The organism is Halorhabdus tiamatea SARL4B (assembly GCF_000470655.1).
In the GTDB taxonomy this organism is placed as follows: Archaea; Halobacteriota; Halobacteria; order Halobacteriales; family Haloarculaceae; genus Halorhabdus; species Halorhabdus tiamatea.
This window is the reverse complement of the sequence record NC_021921.1, coordinates 2691145-2708831: the sequence shown is the minus strand read 5'-3', so window position 1 is coordinate 2708831 and position 17687 is coordinate 2691145. Positions and strand designations below refer to the sequence as shown.

Below are 17687 nucleotides of genomic sequence, written 5' to 3'. Positions count from 1 at the left end.
ATGAGTCGGTCCGTCGGTGTCGTCGTGCCGGCCTACCGCCCCGACGTCCCCGCGCTCGAATCGTACGTTCAGACCCTCCGATCGACCATCGATCCCGACGCCCTCCTGATCGAACTCGACGCGGCCAGCGCGGAGACAGCCGAGCGGCTCCGAGACCTCCCCGCCCGCGTCAACGCGGTCCCGTATCGACGTGGGAAAGGGGCCGCGATCACCGCCGGGTTCGAGAGTCTCGATACCGGAGTGCTCGCGTTCGCGGACGCGGACGGGTCGGTACCTGCCGACGATTTTGCTGATGTCCTCGGCCCCGTCCTCGCGGAGCGAGCGGATCTCGCTGTCGGGTCGCGTCGCCATCCGGACGCGAACGTCACGAGCCATCAGACGCTCGGCCGGCGATTTCTGGGCGACGGGTTCGCCTGGCTGGCGCGACGATCCCTCGAAGCGCGGCTGTACGATTATCAGTGTGGAGCGAAGGCGATCTCGGAATCAGCCTGGGAATCAGTTCGCGAGCACATCTTCGAGCCCGGGTTTGCCTGGGACGTCGAGTTGGTCGCGATCGCGGGGGCGCTGGACCTTCGAATCACGGAGGTGCCGGTCACGTGGGTCGACCAGCCTGGGTCGACGGTCTCGCCGGTCCGGACGTCGCTGTCGCTCGCCCGGACCCTGCTCGCAGCGCGTCGGCGGGCAGCCAAGCTCGCAGCGGACCGTCCGTCTGCGCCGGGTTCGATCCACCGGGGCGACGAGAGTGCGCTCGTCTACCGGGAGGATATATGACGGATCCCAGTGCGGGACGGACGGTCGGCGCGCTGCTGTCGGGCGTCCGCTTCGGCAAGTTCGCGTCAGTCGGCGTCGTCGGCGCAGTTGTCGACAACGCGGTCCTGGCCGGATTACGTCTCGGAGCCGGCGTCCCCGAGATGTGGGCGAAGGCTGCCGGTATCGAGGCAGCGATCCTGGTGATGTTCGCCGTCAACGACCGCTGGACGTTCGCCCGGGAAGGAGAGCGACGCCCGCGGTCAATTCTGGGTCGGCTGGTGCGCTCACACCTCGTCAGGTCGGGCGGTGTGGCGGTTCAACTGGGCGTCTACTGGGTCCTCACTCAGCAGTTGGCCATAACGCTGGTCGTCTTCGACGTGGACCTGTGGTTCCTGGCGGCGAGTCCGATCGCGATCGCGGTGGCGATGACGGTAAACTACGTTTTCGAGAGTCTGTTCACCTGGCGAGTCCATCAGGAAGACCGGGCCTAGATCCACGGGAGGAATTAACGGACGGCATCCGAATCACAACCCTTAATTGACGACCGAGGGTACAATGGGGTAGCGGGATGGGATAGCTAGGAGATTCCGGCGGGCTCATAACCCGCAGATCGGTGGTTCAAATCCACCTCCCGCTACTATTTTGCTGCGAACAAGTCCGTGAGCAGCAAATCGTATAGAGTGGTTTTGAAATAGAGAAACGCGAGCGTAGCGAGCGTTTCGCGTGGTTCAAATCCGCCTCCCGCTACTATTTTGCTGCGAACAAGTCCGTGAGCAGCAAATCGTATACGAGTGGATTTGAAGCAGGGAGTGGAGCGAATGCGGAACGACCGTGGTTCAGATCCACCTCCCGCTACTTCTGGCGCGCAACGACGACAACAACCGGTTGTAGACGAAATGGGACAGTACCTGCCTGCAAGCCCGACTTTTAGGTACCCGCCGGCGAAGAGCTACTATGAGCGACGAAATCGGGATTGTCGGTGGCGGGATCGCCGGAGCCGGCGCAGCTTACGCGTTGAGTGACGCCGACGTCACCGTCTACGAGATGGACAGGGTTGGGGGGCGGATGGCGAGTCGACGGCGAAACGGATGTGTCTTCGACTTCGGGGCGAATTACCTCGAAGTCGGCGATCCGGACCTCGAAGAAATCGTCAGAGACGCCGCCAGGAGCGACCTCGTCGAGATCGAACCGCCGGTCTGGCGCTTCGACGCCGCGGGGGAGGTCACCGCGGGCGAGACACCGCAGAACTCGCGATGGACGGGTCGTGGCGGGCTCGACGAGATCGTCCGGGGCATGATCGACGCCAGTGGCGCGACACTGAAAGAGGGAGTCGGCGTCACACACCTCGAACGACTCGACGATGGCTGGCGACTCACGACTGAGGAGGGCGATCGGGAATTCGACGAGGTCGTGCTCGCGGTGCCCACGGCATCGGCGTCAGTGCTGCTCGAGACCGCCGACTGGGACGCGCCGCTGCGCGAGGAGTTAGCCATCGCCATCAACCAGATCCCCTACCGGACGATGGACACCGTCGCGCTTCACTTCGCCTTCGAGCTGGAGACGCCGTACTTCGGACTCGTCAGCGAGGAGAGTGTCTACGACGTGGCGTGGGTGTCCAACGAGCGCCACAAGCCAGGCCACGTCCCGGACGGCGAGACGGTGATCGTCGTCCAGTTCGGCCCGAGCTGGGTCGTCACCCACCCACAGACGTCGCCGGCCGCTGCCGCCGAGGCCGCGACCCATCGAGCCAGGGAACTCATCGGCGACGACCGGATCGTCGATCCGAACTGGTGGGAGTACCAGCGCTGGGGCGACGCGATCCCCACGCGGAGGCCGGACGGAGAACTGATCGAACAGGCGCTCGAGTCTGACTTGGCGATCGCCGGAGACTGGGTCAACGGCATCGGGCGGACACGCGCGGCACTCAGGAGTGGCCTGTCCGCCGGGCGAAAGCTGCAGTAAGTCGTTTTTCCGCTACTGCCCCGTCGTCACTCGCCAGGACTGTAGTTCGGTGCTTCGTCGGTGATGAGGACGTCGTGTGGGTGGTTCTCCTGTTGGCCGGCACTGGAGACGCGGACGAATTCGGCGCGCTCTTTGAATTCAGGGATCGAACTCGCACCGACGTAGCCCATGCCGGACTGCATCCCGCCGACCATCTGGTGGAGTTCGTTCTCGACCGGTCCCTGATAGGGGGTTGCGGCCTCGACACCCTCCGGGACGTAGTCTTCCTCGTCCTGATCTTCGACGTCCTTGAGGTATCGTTCGCCACCGCCGGATTTCATCGCACCGACGCTGCCCATCCCGCGGTACTGCTTGTACTTCTTGCCGTTGCGCGTGATGATGCGACCCGGAGCCTCGTCGGTACCCGCGAAGTACGACCCGAGCATCACGGCGTCAGCGCCGGCCCCGATGGCCTTGATCGCGTCGCCGGAGTAGCGGATGCCACCGTCCGCAATGACGGGGACGTCGTGCTCGGCCGCGACGTCCGCGACCTCGGCGACGGCCGATAGCTGGGGCATCCCCGACCCGGAGACGATCCGCGTCGTACAGATGCTACCCGGGCCGATCCCGACCTTGAGTCCGTCGGCGAAGTCGGCAAGCGCCTCGGCGGCTTCCCGGGTGCCGATGTTGCCGACCACGACGTCAGCGTCGACGTCGGCCTTGATATCACGAGCGGTATCGACGACGTCGAGATTGTGCGCGTGCGCGCAGTCGATGAAGATGACGTCCGCACCAGCGTCGTCGGCTGCCTTGGCTCGGTCTTCCTCGAAGGGGCCGACGGCGACGCCACACCGGAGGCGACCGTTCTCGTCGCGGGCGGCCTGATCGAACTCGCGACGCTGGAGGATGCCCTGCATGGTCACGAGCCCGATGAGGCGGTCCCCGTCGTCGACGATCGGGACGCGCTCGATCTTGTGCTCGTACATGAGTTCGAGCGCCTCCCGTGGAGAGACGTCCGCGTCGGCGGTGATGACCTCGTCGGTCATGGCCTCGCTGACGGCGTCGGAATCACCAACCTCCAGGTACGGCCGGATGTCCGTCGCCGAGATGATGCCCAGAACCTCGTCGTCGTCGCCGACGACGGGCGCCCCACTGACGCCCTCCCGTTGCATCATCGCGTCGACCTCACTGACAGTCTGGTCCGGGTCAGCGGTGACGACGTCTCGAATGATGAGCTCGTCGGCACGCTTGACGCGTTCGATCTCGGTGACCATCCGGTCGACGTCCATATTCCGATGGATGACGCCGAGTCCGCCGTGGCGGGCCATCGCGATCGCCATCTCGCTCTCGGTGACGGTGTCCATCGCCGCCGAGAGAACGGGGACGTTCAGCGAGACGTTCTTCGAGACGTGCGTCTCAGTCGCCGCGTCGTCCGGTTCCACGCGACTCTCCTTGGGTCGCAACAGGACGTCGTCGAAGGTCAGCGCTTCCGGTACCTCGAGTTTCGCGGAAAACGGTCGATCGTTCTTCGCCATGTAAGCGGTCGCACAGCGTGGGCCAAAAGCGTTGCGAGTTCCCGCCGACCCCAGTTGCGTCCAGCCGCCGGTTGACTCCTGGGCCGAACACCCCAAAACATAATGATCGAACAAGCAAATGTCCAGCTCCAGTCTGCTTTCCGCCCGCGTATTTCTACATTCAGTCATAAATACGGACAATAGAGTTGCTATTCACGCATTATGCGGGAATTTCCCATAGATCGCGTCGCTTGCGGGCGCGTCTCACACAACGTTTTTACTTCTATCCTTCGTGGTTTTTCATATGGCTTCCGCCATCCCCATCAACTCGCGGATCGCCTGTGAGCAGCCTGCGGCTACCGAAGCGATGAGTAATACAGGGAAGTCGATGGGGACATTTAATTTCGACGCTGTCACCGACTGGCAGCCGGCGGAGCACGACCGTCACGGTGTTCTTCAGCGATGCCGGAGACGGTCCAGGTACCCACTGGCCACGGGAGACGGCCTGCGTCCCTGATGAGTAGCTCCCAGCATCCGATCGCGCTCGCCATCGAGCGACGCGTCGGCGGTGCCCAGCGGCTCCTGGCGACGGTCATGATCCTTCCGCTGGTCGACGGCGTGTTCCCGGCACTGATACTCGCAGGAGCAGTCGACGACGTCGTCGGGATCGTCGAGATCGGCCTGCTCGTCTTCGGTGGGAGTGCGACCGTCGCCGTCATCCTCGCCGACATGGACGGCTCGCCCCGCGAGCAGATAGTGGCCGTCCTCGGCGTCGGCATCCTGTTGGTGCCGATCGCGGCCGTCGAGGCCACGCTCGCACCGACCATCAGCAGCGTCCTCGATCTGGCCGTCTTCGAGCGGTTCGCCGGCCTCGTGATCCTCGCGATCGCAGCCAAGACGGCGAGTGCTCGGATCGGCGAGTTCCTCCCTCGGCCAGCGGTCGTCATCGGCATCGGGCTCGTCGCCAGCGTCGACCTGTCGGGAGCAGAGTTCGCCCTCGCGACGGACCCTGGGCTGGTGGTCCGCGGGACGGCCGCCGCCGCCGTCGGTGTCGCATTCGCCCTGTTGATCGCGGCGCTTGGCCCCTGGCTCCGGACGATGGTCGACATCGACCGCTTCCGCTTCGGCAGTGCAGTCGCTCTCGGCGTCCTGCCACTGTCGATCTACGGACTTGTCCCCCCGGAAGCGCCGCTGTCGCTGGCTGTCCTCGGTGTGACCGCCCTCCTCGCGATCGATCCCGAGACCGGCGACGGGTCGCCAGAAACCGCGATTCCGACGACCGACGGTGGAGTCGGTCGCGGGGACGCATCGAGTACGGCCAACGCAGCCGATTCCGGACAGGAAGACGACACTCCGAGTGAGAGCGATTCCAGGGACGAACAGGAGTACGATCGTGGGAAGTTACCCTGGATATGACATCCCCCGCGCCGTAAACAGAGAGGGATCAAAGATCCCTCAGGCAGTCGGGCCTTGCCCGACGACGGCGCGGTTTCCTCCGTGGGAGTCTCAGCCGGCCCAAGACTCCCCGGAGGCAATATTCCCGTCACGGTGGGCGGTACTCTGGTCTGTGCGCTGTTCTTTGGGACGATGAGAGCATGACAACTCTGACCAGTCGTGGTCGTCCCACTCGAACCACACGGGCCGTGCCATCGGCCTGACTGCTTCCTCTGTCTGCCGCTCCAAGAACCTCTCTGATGCCGTGAGGTTGGCGTGCTCCTCGAACCCACACGGACAGGTGAGTGTGTCCTGATGCCGTGTCGTTCGGTCTGTCGAACCGCACTGCGGGCACTCTTGGCTGGTCCACGCCTCTGACCGAACTTCCATCGAGATGCCGTATTCCTCGGCAGTGCAGGCCAGTCGTTCATACTGCCGGCTGTAAGTTCGTAATGATATTCGCCACACCGGGGTGGCGAATTCCTTCAGTCTGTTACAGCCGGCAGTATCAGTGAATTGCTTGAACGCCCAGAAGTTGTGGGTCTTGGCGTTCGTCTCGACCGACCAGTGCGTCTCCAGCACGTCAGTCAAGCCACCGATATGCACCGTGTCCACGCCCTCGGCGTACAGCCGTTCGAGCAAATCACGACACAGTGCTTCTTGGGCGTGGTCACGACGACGGGTTCGCTTTCGGTACAGTCGCCGGATACGCTCGCTACTGTATCGTCCGTCTTCGAGTTTGGATTGTAGCCGGGAGACCTCCCGTGTCGTCTCGCGCAAACGCTGGAACAACTCGCGGCCTTCGTACAGGTATTGCTCGCCGGTCGTCGTGGTACAGGCGACGAGATTGTTTACACCAATGTCCAGAGCGGCTGTTTCATCAGCCAGTGGAGTCGCTCGTGTCTCCTCAGAAACAGTCACGGGTTGGGAAGCTCTGAAGGTGCTGTCCGTCTCGTCGTGCCACAGGTCTAAACCGGGAGACTAATCGAGGACCCCGACACAGTACCACCAACGATGCAATCGGGACTCTTTCCTGACGACCCAGCGGAGACGCGTATCGAAATCCTGAAAGCGACGTACGCGGCGTTGCTCGAACACGGGTATGCGGATCTGACTATCGACCGGATCGGCCAGCACTTCCCGAAGAGCACGTCGCTACTCTATCACCACTACGAAGGGAAAGACGAGCTTCTGGTCGACTTCCTCTCGTACCTGCTCGAGGACGCTGAGGCTGGCCTGGGCACTGAGTCTGGGGCGAGCGCGGACGAACGATTGCTGACCCTGTTCGACCGAATATTCGCCGAGGAGACGCCAGAGTCAATGGCGTTTCAGCGTGCGATGGCCGAGATGCGTGCCCAGGCAGCCACCGACCAGGAGTACCGTCGCCACTTCACCGAACACGACCGCTTTTTCCGGGATCGACTCGCTGACGTCATCCGCGACGGCATCGAGGACGGCACCTTCCGGGAGGTCGATCCCGAACAGGTGGCGACCATGTTGCATACGATGCTATCCGGCGCGATGGCCGAGCAGGTGACCTCCGATCTCGATCTCTCGTCGATGCGGGCGGAAGCCGAAGCCTACGTCGAGGCGCGGTTGCTGGCCGAAGGTCGGTAGCCCTTTGGCGGTCGCGGCCCGAACCGACGGCATGGATCCTGACCTCTCAGCGGTCGACGCTCGCCTCGATGCACTCGACGCCGACGGCTATCTTCTGGACGCCGACGGAACCGATCCGAACCAGCAGTACCTCTCCGGGTTCGACGCTCCCGACCCGTTCGTGACGCTGTACGCCGGCGGTACGCACCTGCTGTTCGTTCGAAGTCTGGAGTTCGGCCGCGCGAAGCGGGACGCGCGCGCCGATACGGTCGAGCGCTTCGTCGACTTCGCGTACGATCAACGTCTCGAGGAACACGGCCGTCGCGAGGCGGCCGCCCAGGTTCGAGCGGCATTCCTGCGCGATCACGACGTCGAAAGTGTCGCCGTTCCGCCACGGTTCCCGACGGGAACGGCGGACGCACTCCGCGAGCAGGGTATCGAGGTCGTCGTCGATCACGACGACGCCATCGAGCAAGCCCGAGCCGTAAAGACGGACGAAGAAATCGAGCACGTCCGGGCCGCCCAGCGAGCCAACGAGCGCGCGATGGCCGCCGCCGAGGACCTCATCAGGGGGGCTGGCGTGGACGACGAGGGCCGACTCGTCCACGAGGGCGAAGTGCTGACAAGCGAGCGCGTCCGCGAGGAGATCGAGGTGACGCTCCTCAGAGACGGGTGTGCGCTCGACGAGACGATCGTCGCCTGCGGCGCGGACGCCGCCGATCCCCACGACCAGGGTAGCGGTCCGCTCCTTGCCGAGGAACCCATCATCCTCGACATCTTCCCCCGGGACAAGGCGACGAAGTACCACGCCGACATGACACGGACGTTCCTGGTCGGCGAGCCGAGCGAGACGATCGAGGAGTGGTTCGAACTGACCGATCGAGCACGGAAAGCAGCCATCGATGCGGTCGAACCGGGTGTCACCGGTGCTGAAGTCCACGACGCTGTCTGTGACGTCTACGAGGACGCGGGCCTGCCGACGCTGCGCAGCGACGGGAGTACCGAGACGGGCTTCATCCACACGACCGGCCACGGCGTCGGGCTGGCGGTCCACGAGCAACCGAGCGTGAGTCAGCGTGGCGGCGAACTCGAACCCGGCCACGTCATTACGATCGAACCGGGGCTCTACGATCCCGACGTCGGCGGCGTCAGGATCGAGGATTTCCTGGTCGTCACCGAAGACGGTGCGGAAAACCTGACCGAGTACCCCGTCGAACTCACCGCCGAGTGACGGGGAGCGCGGTGCGTCGAGCCGCCTACGTATCGCCCGACAGCGACCGAAGCCCCTCGAAACAGGCCCCGATCGGGTGATACCCGGGCTCGACGGCTGGCCCTTCGTCAGTCTCGACCGGTTCGTTCTCCCGCGTCAACTTGGTGTAGAAATTCCCGCCGGGGGCGCTCAGGTAGTCCTGAGCATAGTCCCAGAGACGGTCGTACCAGTCCAGGTAGCCCTCGTCACCGGTTCGCTCGTAGAGCGCCGCGGCCGCGCCGATCCCCTCGGCGACCGGCCAGCCGTATTTGTCTTCGACGATCGGCTCGCCGTCGCGGTCGAAAGTGTAGTAGAATCCGCCGTATTCGTCGTCCCACCCGTCTTCGATGGCGATCTCGAACAGTTCCTCGGCGCGGTCGATCGCCCAGTCGACGTCGGCGTACCGGTCCAGAATCGCCAGCAGCTTCGCCCACTCGATGTGATGGCCCGGCTGGTAGCCCCACGGGCGAAAGAGGTCCGCCGGTTTGTCTCGATTGTAATCCATGTCGTGGTCCCACTCCTCGGTGTAGTGTTCCCACAACCGGCCGTCGTCTTCGGCGGCCAGGTCGACGGTGAGCGCGTGGGCGATTTCGCGAGCGCGATCGAGATACCGATCCTCGCCGGTCGCCTCGTGGGCGGCGAGCATCGCCTCGCAGGTGTGCATGTTGGCGTTTTGCCCGCGATAGTCCGATGCGTCATCGAAGTCGCCGTCGAACTCGCTCTTACAGAGGTGATACGCTGGTTCCCAGAAGTGCTCCAGCAGGAGACCGTACGTCTCCTCGATCCCCTCGCGAGCCGCGTCTATGCCGGCCTCGTGTGCTCTGGCGTACGCAAGGAGGACGAAAGCGTGCCCGTAGCAGACGCGTCGTCGATCGACCGTCTCAGAGCCTTCGAGCAGCCAGTCGTAGCCACCGGTTTCTGGATCGTAGTGGCTCTCTCGAAGGAATTCGACGCCGCGCTCGGCGGCCCCGAGCCACGGCCCGTCGCCGTCGAACCGATCCCCGAGACAGAAGTTCACGACGTAGCGGGTCGTGGCGACCAGGTGTTTCGACTCAGCGTCGTAGACTTCGCCGGTCTCCTCGTCGAGTTGAGCGATGTAGCCGCCGTATTCGTCGTCGATACCGGCGGGATAATAGAACCGGAGGACGTTCCGAAGCCGATCGACGAGCCAGTCGGACTGTCTGTACCGGTCTGTCATACTGCCTAACTCGCGGGAGGAACCCAAATAGACTTCGGCGCTGTGGACGGTCGGCCTGACGTGTGTCAGGCCAGTCTGGCTCGCGAAGGATGCTTGTGTTTATCACCGGCGCGTCCCCAGCTTCCGATATGAACATCGTACCGGACACGAGCGTCGTCATCGACGGGCGTGTGTCCGATCGCATCGCGGACGGCGAATTCGCCGGCGCGACGGTCGCGGTCCCGGAGGCAGTCGTCGGCGAACTCGAAGCCCAGGCCAACGAGGGGCGACAGACCGGCTGGGACGGCCTCGAGGAGCTCCAACGGCTCGCCGACCTGGCAGACGACGGCGAGATCGACGTCGAGTACGTCGGCCGGCGACCCGAATCGAGCGAGCGACGGGCCGCCGACGAAGGCGACGTCGACGCGCTGATCCGCGACCTGGCCGACGATCGGGGCGCGACGTTGGTCACCAGCGACGTCGTCCAGAGCGAAGTCGCCCGCGCGAAAGGGCTCGACGTCGTCTTCATCGAACCGGTCGGCAGAGACGTCGAATCGCTCGATATCGGACATTTCTTCGACGAGACGACGATGAGCGTCCACCTCAAGGTCGGCGTCGCGCCGATGGCCAAGCGCGGGGCGATCGGCGACATGCACTACGAGCGCATTCGCGAGGAGGTCTCGACCGAGGCCCAACTCAAGGAGTTCGCCCACGACATCGAGGAGAGCGCTCGCGCCAGCCCGGACGGATTCATCGAGATCGACGAACCCGGAATGCGTATCGTCCAGTTCCGCGAATACCGGATCGCGATCGCCCGCCCGCCCTTCTCGGACGGCCTTGAGATCACGGCCGTCCGGCCGATCGTCAAGACGGACCTCGAGGATTACGAGTACGCCGACGAACTCCGGGATCGGCTGGTCGAACGCCAGCGCGGCGTCCTCATCTCGGGTGCGCCGGGGGCCGGCAAGTCCACCTTCGCCCAGGCGGTCGCCGAGTTCCTGACCGACGCCGACTACTCGGTCAAGACGATGGAGAAGCCCCGCGACCTCCAGGTCGGTCCGCAGGTCACCCAGTACACCGAACTCGCAGGCTCGATGGAGCGGACGGCCGACTCCTTGCTGATGGTGCGACCCGATTACACCATCTACGACGAGGTGCGCAAGACCGACGACTTCGAGGTGTTCGCGGACATGCGCCTGGCCGGCGTGGGCATGATCGGCGTCGTCCACGCGACGCGGGCCATCGACGCACTCCAGCGACTGGTCGGCCGGGTAGAACTTGGCATGATCCCCCAGGTCGTCGACACCGTCGTCTACATCGAGGCCGGCGAGATCGACACCGTCTACGACGTCACCACGGAAGTGAAGGTCCCCGAGGGGTTGATGGAGGAAGACCTCGCGCGGCCAGTGATCGTCATCGAGGACTTCGAGACCGGCCGGCCCGAGTACGAGATCTACACCTTCAACCGCCAGGTTGTGACAGTCCCGATCGGCGACAGAGAGGACAGCGAGAGCGGCGTCGATCGGATCGCCCGCCAGGAGGTCGAACGCGAGATCCGGTCGATCGCCGACGGCCACGTCGAGGTCGAAGTCCGCGGTCGCGATCGGGCGGTCGTCTGGGTCGAGGACCGGGACATCTCCCAGGTGATCGGCAAAGGCGGTGGCCGAATCAGCGACGTCGAGAACCGTCTCGGCATCGACATCGACGTCCGGACGTTCGACGAACGACCGGGCGGGAAGCGTCGCGGGTCGACAGCCGGGAGTTCCGGAAGTGCGCCAAACAGCAATTCGGCAGGCGTGGCGGTCACCCCGGAAATCACGTCTCGTCACGTCATCGTCCCGGCAGAGGGTCACGCCGGTGACACGGTCGAAGTGCAGGCCGACGGCGAGTACCTCTTTACGGCAACGGTAAGCCGCGGCGGCGAGATTCAGGTCTCCCGGGGAAGTGCGATCGCCGAAGAACTCGAACGCGCGATCGACCGGGGCCAGCAGATCGTCGTCTCGCCGTCCTGAGCGACGACAGTACAGCACTCACCGTCTCTGTCCCTTTTAAATAATTGACTGGTGACCGGACTCTCAGTCGGAGTCGGCCTCCGGGTCGTCGTCCGTGTCGACGACGGAGTCGTCGACCTTCTCCTCGACAGTCTCTTGGACTTTCTCCTCGACCGTTTGCTCGACGGTCTCTTCGACCGTCTCCTCGACCGTCTTCCCGACCGTTTCTTCGACCGTCTCCTCGACCGTTTGTTCGACGGTTTCCTCGACTGTTTCGCCGACGGTCTCTTCGACCGTTTCGCCGACCGTTTCGTCGACGGTCTCTTCGACCGTCTTTTCGACCGTTTCACCGACTTGCTCGTCGACGGCCGCTTCGACGGTTTTCTCGACCGTCTCGCCGACCGTCTCCTCGACGCTCGCGTTGACGGAATCGCCCATCTGCTTGTCGACAGTCTCCTTGACGGTGGATTCGACAGTCTCGCCGACCTGCTTCTCGACCGTCTCGTCGACGGTCTCAGTCACCGTCTCCTCGACAGTCTGTTCGACAGCCGACACCATCCAGTCGGGATCGTACTGTGACATCTTCCAGGCCACGTGGACGAAGTACGAGACCAGGACACCAATCCCAAACGCCAGTCCGACATCGTTGTCGACGACGACGATCAGGATCACAGAGACGAAGATCAGCGCGCCGTACGTCGCGTCGACGAGGGCGTCGGTTCGCTGTTGGTTCATACAGATATGTCCGGCAAGCACGGCCAAATTCCTTGGGATCGGCGACCACGACGATTCATCGTGTGGATCCCGATTCGATCAGTGCAGACGGCGTGAAACGCTTCTTTCGGAGCGGCGTAGACGCCGTGACGCTGTCGTCTCGGAGACGCGCCCGGTCACTCGCCGACCGGTTCCGCATCCGGAACTGCCTCGAGTGCCCGTTCGAGTCGTCCGGCGACCTCGTCGACTATCGGGTCGAGGTCGTCGTTGTCGACGACCGACAGCATCTCGGTCGGGTCGACGACGCTGACGCCCGTGGCATCGCCGTCGTCGTAGACGACGACGTTACAGGGCAGGAGTGCGCCGAGTTCGAACTCCTCGTCGAGCGCGTCGAAGGCCAGTGCAGGATTGCACGCGCCCAGGATGCGATAGCGGTCGAACTCCTCGTCGAGTTTCGACTGGAACGCCCCTTGCATGTCGATGTCCGCAAGAACGCCAAAGCCTTCCTCACCCAGCGCGTCAGTGACGGCTTCGATCGTTTCGTCGAACGATGCGTCGACTCGATAGCGGTTCGTGTACGTTGCCATACACAGATAGACGGGTGCCAGGGGGGTAATACCTCCCCTCCTCACAACTGTTGCCCGTTGTTGGGGCCAGCGGACAAGACTGGTTGTCCCTGAGAGAATCAGGCCTGGAAGTCACTCCCCGCGCAATTCGGCCATGTGGTCGATCCGAGACTGGACCAGGTCGGGTGTGCCGATGTCCCAGCGCACGCGCAACCCCTCAGTGCCTGCCCGCTGTAGGGCGTCGGTCGTGATCGCCTCGGCGTCGGTGATCGAATCCGCGATGCCGACGACCGCAAACGAGCGGGAGGTCGTCGTGTAGATCCCGTCGTCGCGTTCGTCGACGCTCGCGTAGAACAGTCGGGCGTCACCGGCACTTTCGGGGTCGATCTGGACTTTCGCACCGGCGTCCGGATCGGTCGGGTACCCGTCAGGGACGGCGTACTTACAGACCGTCGCGCCCGACTGGAACTGGAGTTGGGGGAGGGACTCGCCCTCCCGGGCCGATACGAGCACGTCGAGCGGGTCGGTCTCCAAGACGGGCAGCGTGTTCATCGCCTCGGGGTCGCCGAAGCGAGCGTTGAACTCGACGACGTTCACTCCGTCGGCGGTGAGCATGAACTGGCCGTAGAGGACGCCCTTGTATCCATCGAGGGCCTCGACGGTCGCTTCGAGAATCTCGACGGCCGCCAGGTAGTCCGCCCGGTCCATGAAGGGCAGTTCGAGCGTCGCGTCGCTGTAGCTTCCCATCCCGCCAGTGTTTGGCCCCTCGTCGCCCTCGTAGGCGCGTTTGTGGTCCTGGACGGCGGGCGTCACGCGGACGTCGCCGTTCGCGACCAGCGCCTGGACGGTGAACTCCTCGCCGACGAGTCGCTCCTCGAGGACGAGGCGGTCGTGTTCGGACTCGCGGATGTAGGCCTTGGCCTCCTCGGCCGTCACCTGATCGCCGATGACGCGGACGCCTTTCCCGCCGGTCAGTCCCGCCGGTTTGACGACCAGGTCGCCGTCGTACTCGTCGATGTACGCACAGGCAGCCTCGGTGTCGGTAAACTCCTCGAAGTCCGGGAGGCCCGGAATGTCGTTGCGCGCCATGAACCGGCGCTGGAAGCCCTTGTCCGTCTCGATGCGTGCCTCCTCGGCCTGGGGTCCGAACGCGTAGACCCCGGCGTCGTCCAGCGCGTCGGCGACGCCCGCTTCGAGCGGGGCCTCCGGGCCGACGACCGCGAGCGTCGCGTCGACGGACTCGGCGTAGGACGTGACCGCCGAGGGGTCCGTCGTCTCCACCGTCTCGAAGCCGTCGGCGAGTCGGGCGATACCAGGATTGCGGTTGCCAGCGGCGGCGTACAGCGAACAGACAGAATCGGCGAGCGCGCGGGCGATCGCGTGCTCTCGACCGCCACCCCCGACCAGTAGGACCGTCTCCGTCATGGGAGAACCGCCACGCCAGGGGAGTGTAAAGGTTGCTCTTTGCCGGACCGCCGTGCCCACGGAGACCCCGTCCATTTCGCCGCCGACACGACGGTTTTACCGCCGGCACTCCGAATCCGCGTATGACCGCCCCAATCGAGCGAAACCGACTCGCGGAAGAGGGAAGTCCGTACCTCCAGGCCCACGCCGACAACCCGGTTCACTGGCAGCCCTGGGACGAGACCGCCCTCTCGGCAGCCGAACGCGAGGACAAACCCATCTTCCTGTCGATCGGCTACGCCGCCTGTCACTGGTGTCACGTCATGGCCGAGGAGAGCTTCGAGGACGACGAGACGGCGGCCGTCCTCAACGAGAACTTCGTTCCGATCAAAGTCGACCGCGAGGAGCGCCCGGACGTCGACCGGATCTACCAGACCCTGGCACAACTTCTCGACCAGCAGGGCGGGTGGCCCCTCTCGGTTTGGCTGACGCCCGACGGTCGTCCCTTCTACGTCGGGACGTACTTCCCGCCCGACTCTCGAGGCGGTCGACCCGGCTTCGCTGAACTGCTCGAAGACCTCCAGGCGACCTGGGAGAACGACCGTGAAGGGATCGAACAACGAGCCGATCAGTGGGCTGACGCCATCAGCGGCGAACTCGAGGGGACGCCGGACGCAGCACGCGACACCGCTGGCGACGAATTGCTCCGATCAGGTGCTGACGCGGCGGTCCGTACCGCTGACCGCGAACAAGGCGGCTTTGGCTCCGGCGGGCCGAAGTTCCCCCAGCCCGGCCGCCTGCAACTGCTGTTGCGGGCCGACGCCCGATTTGGCGACGCGAGGCGTGAGGAGGGCGAGAACGCCGAAGCCACCGAATACCGTTCGATCCTCACCGAGACGCTGGATGCGATGGTCGACGGCGGGCTCTACGATCACGTCGGCGGCGGCTTCCATCGCTACGCGACTGATCGATCCTGGACAGTCCCGCACTTCGAGAAGATGCTCTACGACAACGCGGAGATTCCGCGGGTGTTGCTCGAAGCGTACCGCGCAACCGGCGACGAGCGATACGCCCGCGTCGCTCGTGAGACCTTCGACTTCCTCGACCGGGAGCTCGGCCATCCCGAGGGCGGGTTCTACAGCACGCTCGACGCCCGCAGCGAGGGCGAGGAGGGCAAGTTCTACGTCTGGACGCCGGCGCAAGTTCGTGAGGTCATCGACGACGAGACGGACGTTTCACTCGTCTGCGAGCGCTACGGCATCACCGAGGAGGGCAACTTCGAGGACGGCCAGACTGTCCTGACGATCGCCGCGAGCGTGGACGAATTGGCGGCCCGGTCGGGACTCGGTGCCGGCGAAGTCCGGGAGCGACTCGATCGAGCGCGCGAGGAGTTGTTCGACGCACGCTCGGAGCGCACGCGACCACCGCGCGACGAGAAGATCCTCGCTGGCTGGAACGGGCTCGCGATTTCGGCGCTCGCCGAGGGATCACTCACGCTCGGGAACGATTTCCTGGATCGGGCCGTCGACGCCCTGGAGTTCGTCCGCGAAACCCTCTGGGACGACGATGCAGGCCTCCTCAAGCGCCGGTACATCGACGGCGACGTCCGCGTCGACGGCTACCTCGAGGACTACGCGTTCCTCGCCCGCGGCGCGCTCGATTGCTATGGGGCGAGCGGCGACCTCGACCACCTCGCGTTCGCGCTCGATCTCGCCCGGGAGATCGAGACGCGCTTCTTCGATAAGGACGTGGGGACGCTGTATTTCACCGAAGCGCCGGGAGAGAGCCGAGAGACGGACCTACTCGCCCGGCCCCAGGAATTGACGGACCGCTCGACACCCTCCAGCGCCGGCGTGGCCGTCGACGTCCTCGTCACGCTCGATGAATTCGTCCCCCACGATCGGTTCGGCGAAATCGCCAGTGCAGTCCTCGAAACCCATCACAGCGCGATCGCCGCCGAGCCACTCCAGCATGCGTCGCTCGTGCTGGCAGGGGATCGCGACGCCAACGGCTCGACCGAACTGACCGTCGCTTCCGACGAAATCCCGGCTGCGTGGCGGGATCGAATCGGCGAGACGTACCTCCCTGCTCGCGTGCTCGCACGCCGGCCGCCAACCGAAGCAGGACTGGAAACGTGGCTCGAACAGTTCGAACTCGGGGAAGCACCGCCGATCTTCGCGGGGCGATTGGCCGAGGAGGATGCGACGATCTACGCCTGCCGGGACTTTACGTGCTCGCGGCCGCTGCACGACGTCGAGGAGGCGCTGTCATGGTTCGACACTGGCCGCTGAGGTGAATCTCGAGCCGAATGCGTGGACAGTCGACACCGATCGCCGGTTGTGTTCGTCGTGGCGAATGCAGGCAAGAACCCGGTTTCGATACGTTCCCACAGAAAAATTTACATGTCCGCCACGAGACGGTACAGTGTCACATGGGGGATACGTTCTCACCTGATCGGCGAACGTTTCTGTCGGGAGCGGCCGCGACAGGGGCCGTCGCCACTGCCGGGTGTTCGTTTCTTTGGGATCAGCCCGGTGCGACCGACGTCATTCTGTACAGCGGAGCCAGCCAGCCCAGAACGGTAACCGTCTCGATTACACGTTCAGCAGGGAACGAAGGGACCGTCGTCGATCGGACGATGACGGTCGACCCTGGTGAGACGGTCGACCCGGTCAATCAGAGCAAGCTCCCACTCGGACGCCCCTATACTGTCACAGTGACGGTCGAGAACGGGGGGTCGGAGACCTTCAATTGGGAATCGCCCGACATCGAGCTCGCACCGCTCTACATCTTCATTGACGACACAGCAAACGTCGACTTCCTTTTGCAGACCGGCTGAGAGGGGTTCCGGACATGGTTCCGGCGTGTGCGGCGATGGCTCAGTTGTCACCTTCTCCGCCCTGAAGGGCGGAGCTTGTCGGTGGATGGGTCGTGACTGTTTCGAGCTGGCCGGCCAGGTAGACGGCGATCGACTCGCGCTCTTCCTCGACGAAGCGGGCGAGTTCCTCGCCGTCGCGCACGACGACGACGGTCGGAATGAACTCGATCCCGTACGCCTCGACGCCCTCGCCTTGCTTGTCGCGGTCGACCGGATAGTGCTCGACGTGTTCGTCGGGAATCTCCGCGGCGTCGAGCGCGGCGGCGAAGTCGGGTAACTGGGAGCGACAGTCGCCACACCAGTCCGCGCCCCAGATCTTGAAGGTCGCGTCGGCGAAGTCCGCGAGTGTCTCGACGGTCTCGGCGTGGGCGTCATCGTTCCAGACAGGGTTCGGCTCCATCGTTTCCAGTGTCATTGGTGGACTCTGGGTTCGACGCTGCATAACAGCCACGCTTGCGGAGCCAGGCGACGAA

General features: G+C 64.5%; 15 protein-coding genes, 1 tRNA gene and 1 pseudogene. 10 read left to right on the top strand and 7 right to left on the bottom strand.

Translation table 11 applies throughout. The features are described 5' to 3' along the window. The 4 genes from HTIA_RS13345 to HTIA_RS13330 all read left to right on the top strand — a co-directional run bounded on the left by HTIA_RS13345 (position 1) and on the right by HTIA_RS13330 (position 2712). A complete protein-coding gene (locus HTIA_RS13345) occupies positions 1-771 on the top strand; it encodes a glycosyltransferase (protein ID WP_008525448.1) in 771 nt (256 codons plus the stop codon). Then, on the top strand, positions 768-1241 hold the full coding sequence (locus HTIA_RS13340) for a GtrA family protein (RefSeq protein ID WP_008525449.1): 474 nt from the start codon (positions 768-770) through the stop codon (positions 1239-1241). Before HTIA_RS13345 ends, HTIA_RS13340 begins: the two co-directional genes overlap by 4 nt. A 71-nt stretch (positions 1242-1312) precedes the next feature. After that, positions 1313-1387: transfer RNA gene (locus HTIA_RS13335), tRNA-Met, on the top strand. 317 nt (positions 1388-1704) lie between these two features. Then, positions 1705-2712, top strand: coding sequence for an NAD(P)/FAD-dependent oxidoreductase (locus HTIA_RS13330; RefSeq protein ID WP_008525450.1), 1008 nt, complete (start codon positions 1705-1707; stop codon positions 2710-2712). 26 nt (positions 2713-2738) lie between these two features. On the opposite strand, the gene guaB is transcribed toward HTIA_RS13330, so the two are convergent. Next, positions 2739-4226: an IMP dehydrogenase gene (guaB, locus tag HTIA_RS13325; RefSeq protein WP_008525451.1), complete on the bottom strand. Its 1488-nt coding sequence runs from the start codon at positions 4224-4226 to the stop codon at positions 2739-2741. A 495-nt stretch (positions 4227-4721) separates the two neighbouring features. On the opposite strand from guaB, the gene HTIA_RS13315 reads away from it, so the two are divergent. After that, on the top strand, positions 4722-5621 hold the full coding sequence (locus HTIA_RS13315; protein ID WP_008525453.1) for a DUF5794 domain-containing protein: 900 nt from the start codon (positions 4722-4724) through the stop codon (positions 5619-5621). A gap of 90 nt (positions 5622-5711) precedes the next feature. On the opposite strand, the pseudogene HTIA_RS13310 reads toward HTIA_RS13315, so the two are convergent. Beyond that, positions 5712-6611 (bottom strand): annotated as a pseudogene (locus HTIA_RS13310) (transposase); the annotation flags it as partial. Positions 6612-6653: 42 nt separating this feature from the next. Here HTIA_RS13310 and HTIA_RS13305 point away from each other — a divergent pair. Together HTIA_RS13305 and HTIA_RS13300 are read left to right on the top strand one after the other, a co-directional pair. Beyond that, positions 6654-7256, top strand: coding sequence for a TetR/AcrR family transcriptional regulator (locus HTIA_RS13305; protein ID WP_008525460.1), 603 nt, complete (start codon positions 6654-6656; stop codon positions 7254-7256). Between the two features lie 31 nt (positions 7257-7287). Beyond that, on the top strand, positions 7288-8466 hold the full coding sequence (locus HTIA_RS13300; RefSeq protein ID WP_020936458.1) for a M24 family metallopeptidase: 1179 nt from the start codon (positions 7288-7290) through the stop codon (positions 8464-8466). Between the two features lie 25 nt (positions 8467-8491). On the opposite strand, the gene HTIA_RS13295 is transcribed toward HTIA_RS13300, so the two are convergent. Continuing rightward, positions 8492-9682 (bottom strand): AGE family epimerase/isomerase, encoded by a 1191-nt coding sequence (locus HTIA_RS13295; RefSeq protein ID WP_008525465.1) that lies wholly within the window; start codon positions 9680-9682, stop codon positions 8492-8494. 128 nt (positions 9683-9810) lie between these two features. On the opposite strand from HTIA_RS13295, the gene HTIA_RS13290 reads away from it, so the two are divergent. Beyond that, positions 9811-11673 carry a PINc/VapC family ATPase gene (locus HTIA_RS13290; protein ID WP_008525467.1) on the top strand — a complete coding sequence of 621 codons (1863 nt, stop codon included), beginning with the start codon at positions 9811-9813 and terminating at the stop codon, positions 11671-11673. Between the two features lie 63 nt (positions 11674-11736). Here the strand turns inward: HTIA_RS13290 and HTIA_RS13285 are convergent, their stop codons facing one another. The 3 genes from HTIA_RS13285 to purD form a co-directional block, all read right to left on the bottom strand. Beyond that, on the bottom strand, positions 11737-12387 hold the full coding sequence (locus HTIA_RS13285) for a hypothetical protein (protein WP_008525469.1): 651 nt from the start codon (positions 12385-12387) through the stop codon (positions 11737-11739). Positions 12388-12542: 155 nt separating this feature from the next. Then, positions 12543-12953: a DUF302 domain-containing protein gene (locus HTIA_RS13280; protein ID WP_008525471.1), complete on the bottom strand. Its 411-nt coding sequence runs from the start codon at positions 12951-12953 to the stop codon at positions 12543-12545. A 111-nt stretch (positions 12954-13064) separates the two neighbouring features. Continuing rightward, positions 13065-14357 carry a phosphoribosylamine--glycine ligase gene (gene purD / locus HTIA_RS13275; protein ID WP_020936456.1) on the bottom strand — a complete coding sequence of 431 codons (1293 nt, stop codon included), beginning with the start codon at positions 14355-14357 and terminating at the stop codon, positions 13065-13067. 122 nt (positions 14358-14479) lie between these two features. Between purD and HTIA_RS13270 the strand changes: the two genes are divergently transcribed. Both HTIA_RS13270 and HTIA_RS13265 read left to right on the top strand, forming a co-directional pair. After that, on the top strand, positions 14480-16627 hold the full coding sequence (locus tag HTIA_RS13270; protein ID WP_008525477.1) for a thioredoxin domain-containing protein: 2148 nt from the start codon (positions 14480-14482) through the stop codon (positions 16625-16627). A gap of 140 nt (positions 16628-16767) precedes the next feature. Further along, positions 16768-17175 (top strand): twin-arginine translocation signal domain-containing protein, encoded by a 408-nt coding sequence (locus tag HTIA_RS13265; RefSeq protein WP_008525478.1) that lies wholly within the window; start codon positions 16768-16770, stop codon positions 17173-17175. Between the two features lie 40 nt (positions 17176-17215). On the opposite strand, the gene HTIA_RS13260 is transcribed toward HTIA_RS13265, so the two are convergent. Beyond that, positions 17216-17629: a thioredoxin family protein gene (locus tag HTIA_RS13260; protein ID WP_008525479.1), complete on the bottom strand. Its 414-nt coding sequence runs from the start codon at positions 17627-17629 to the stop codon at positions 17216-17218. Positions 17630-17687 lie beyond the last annotated feature (58 nt).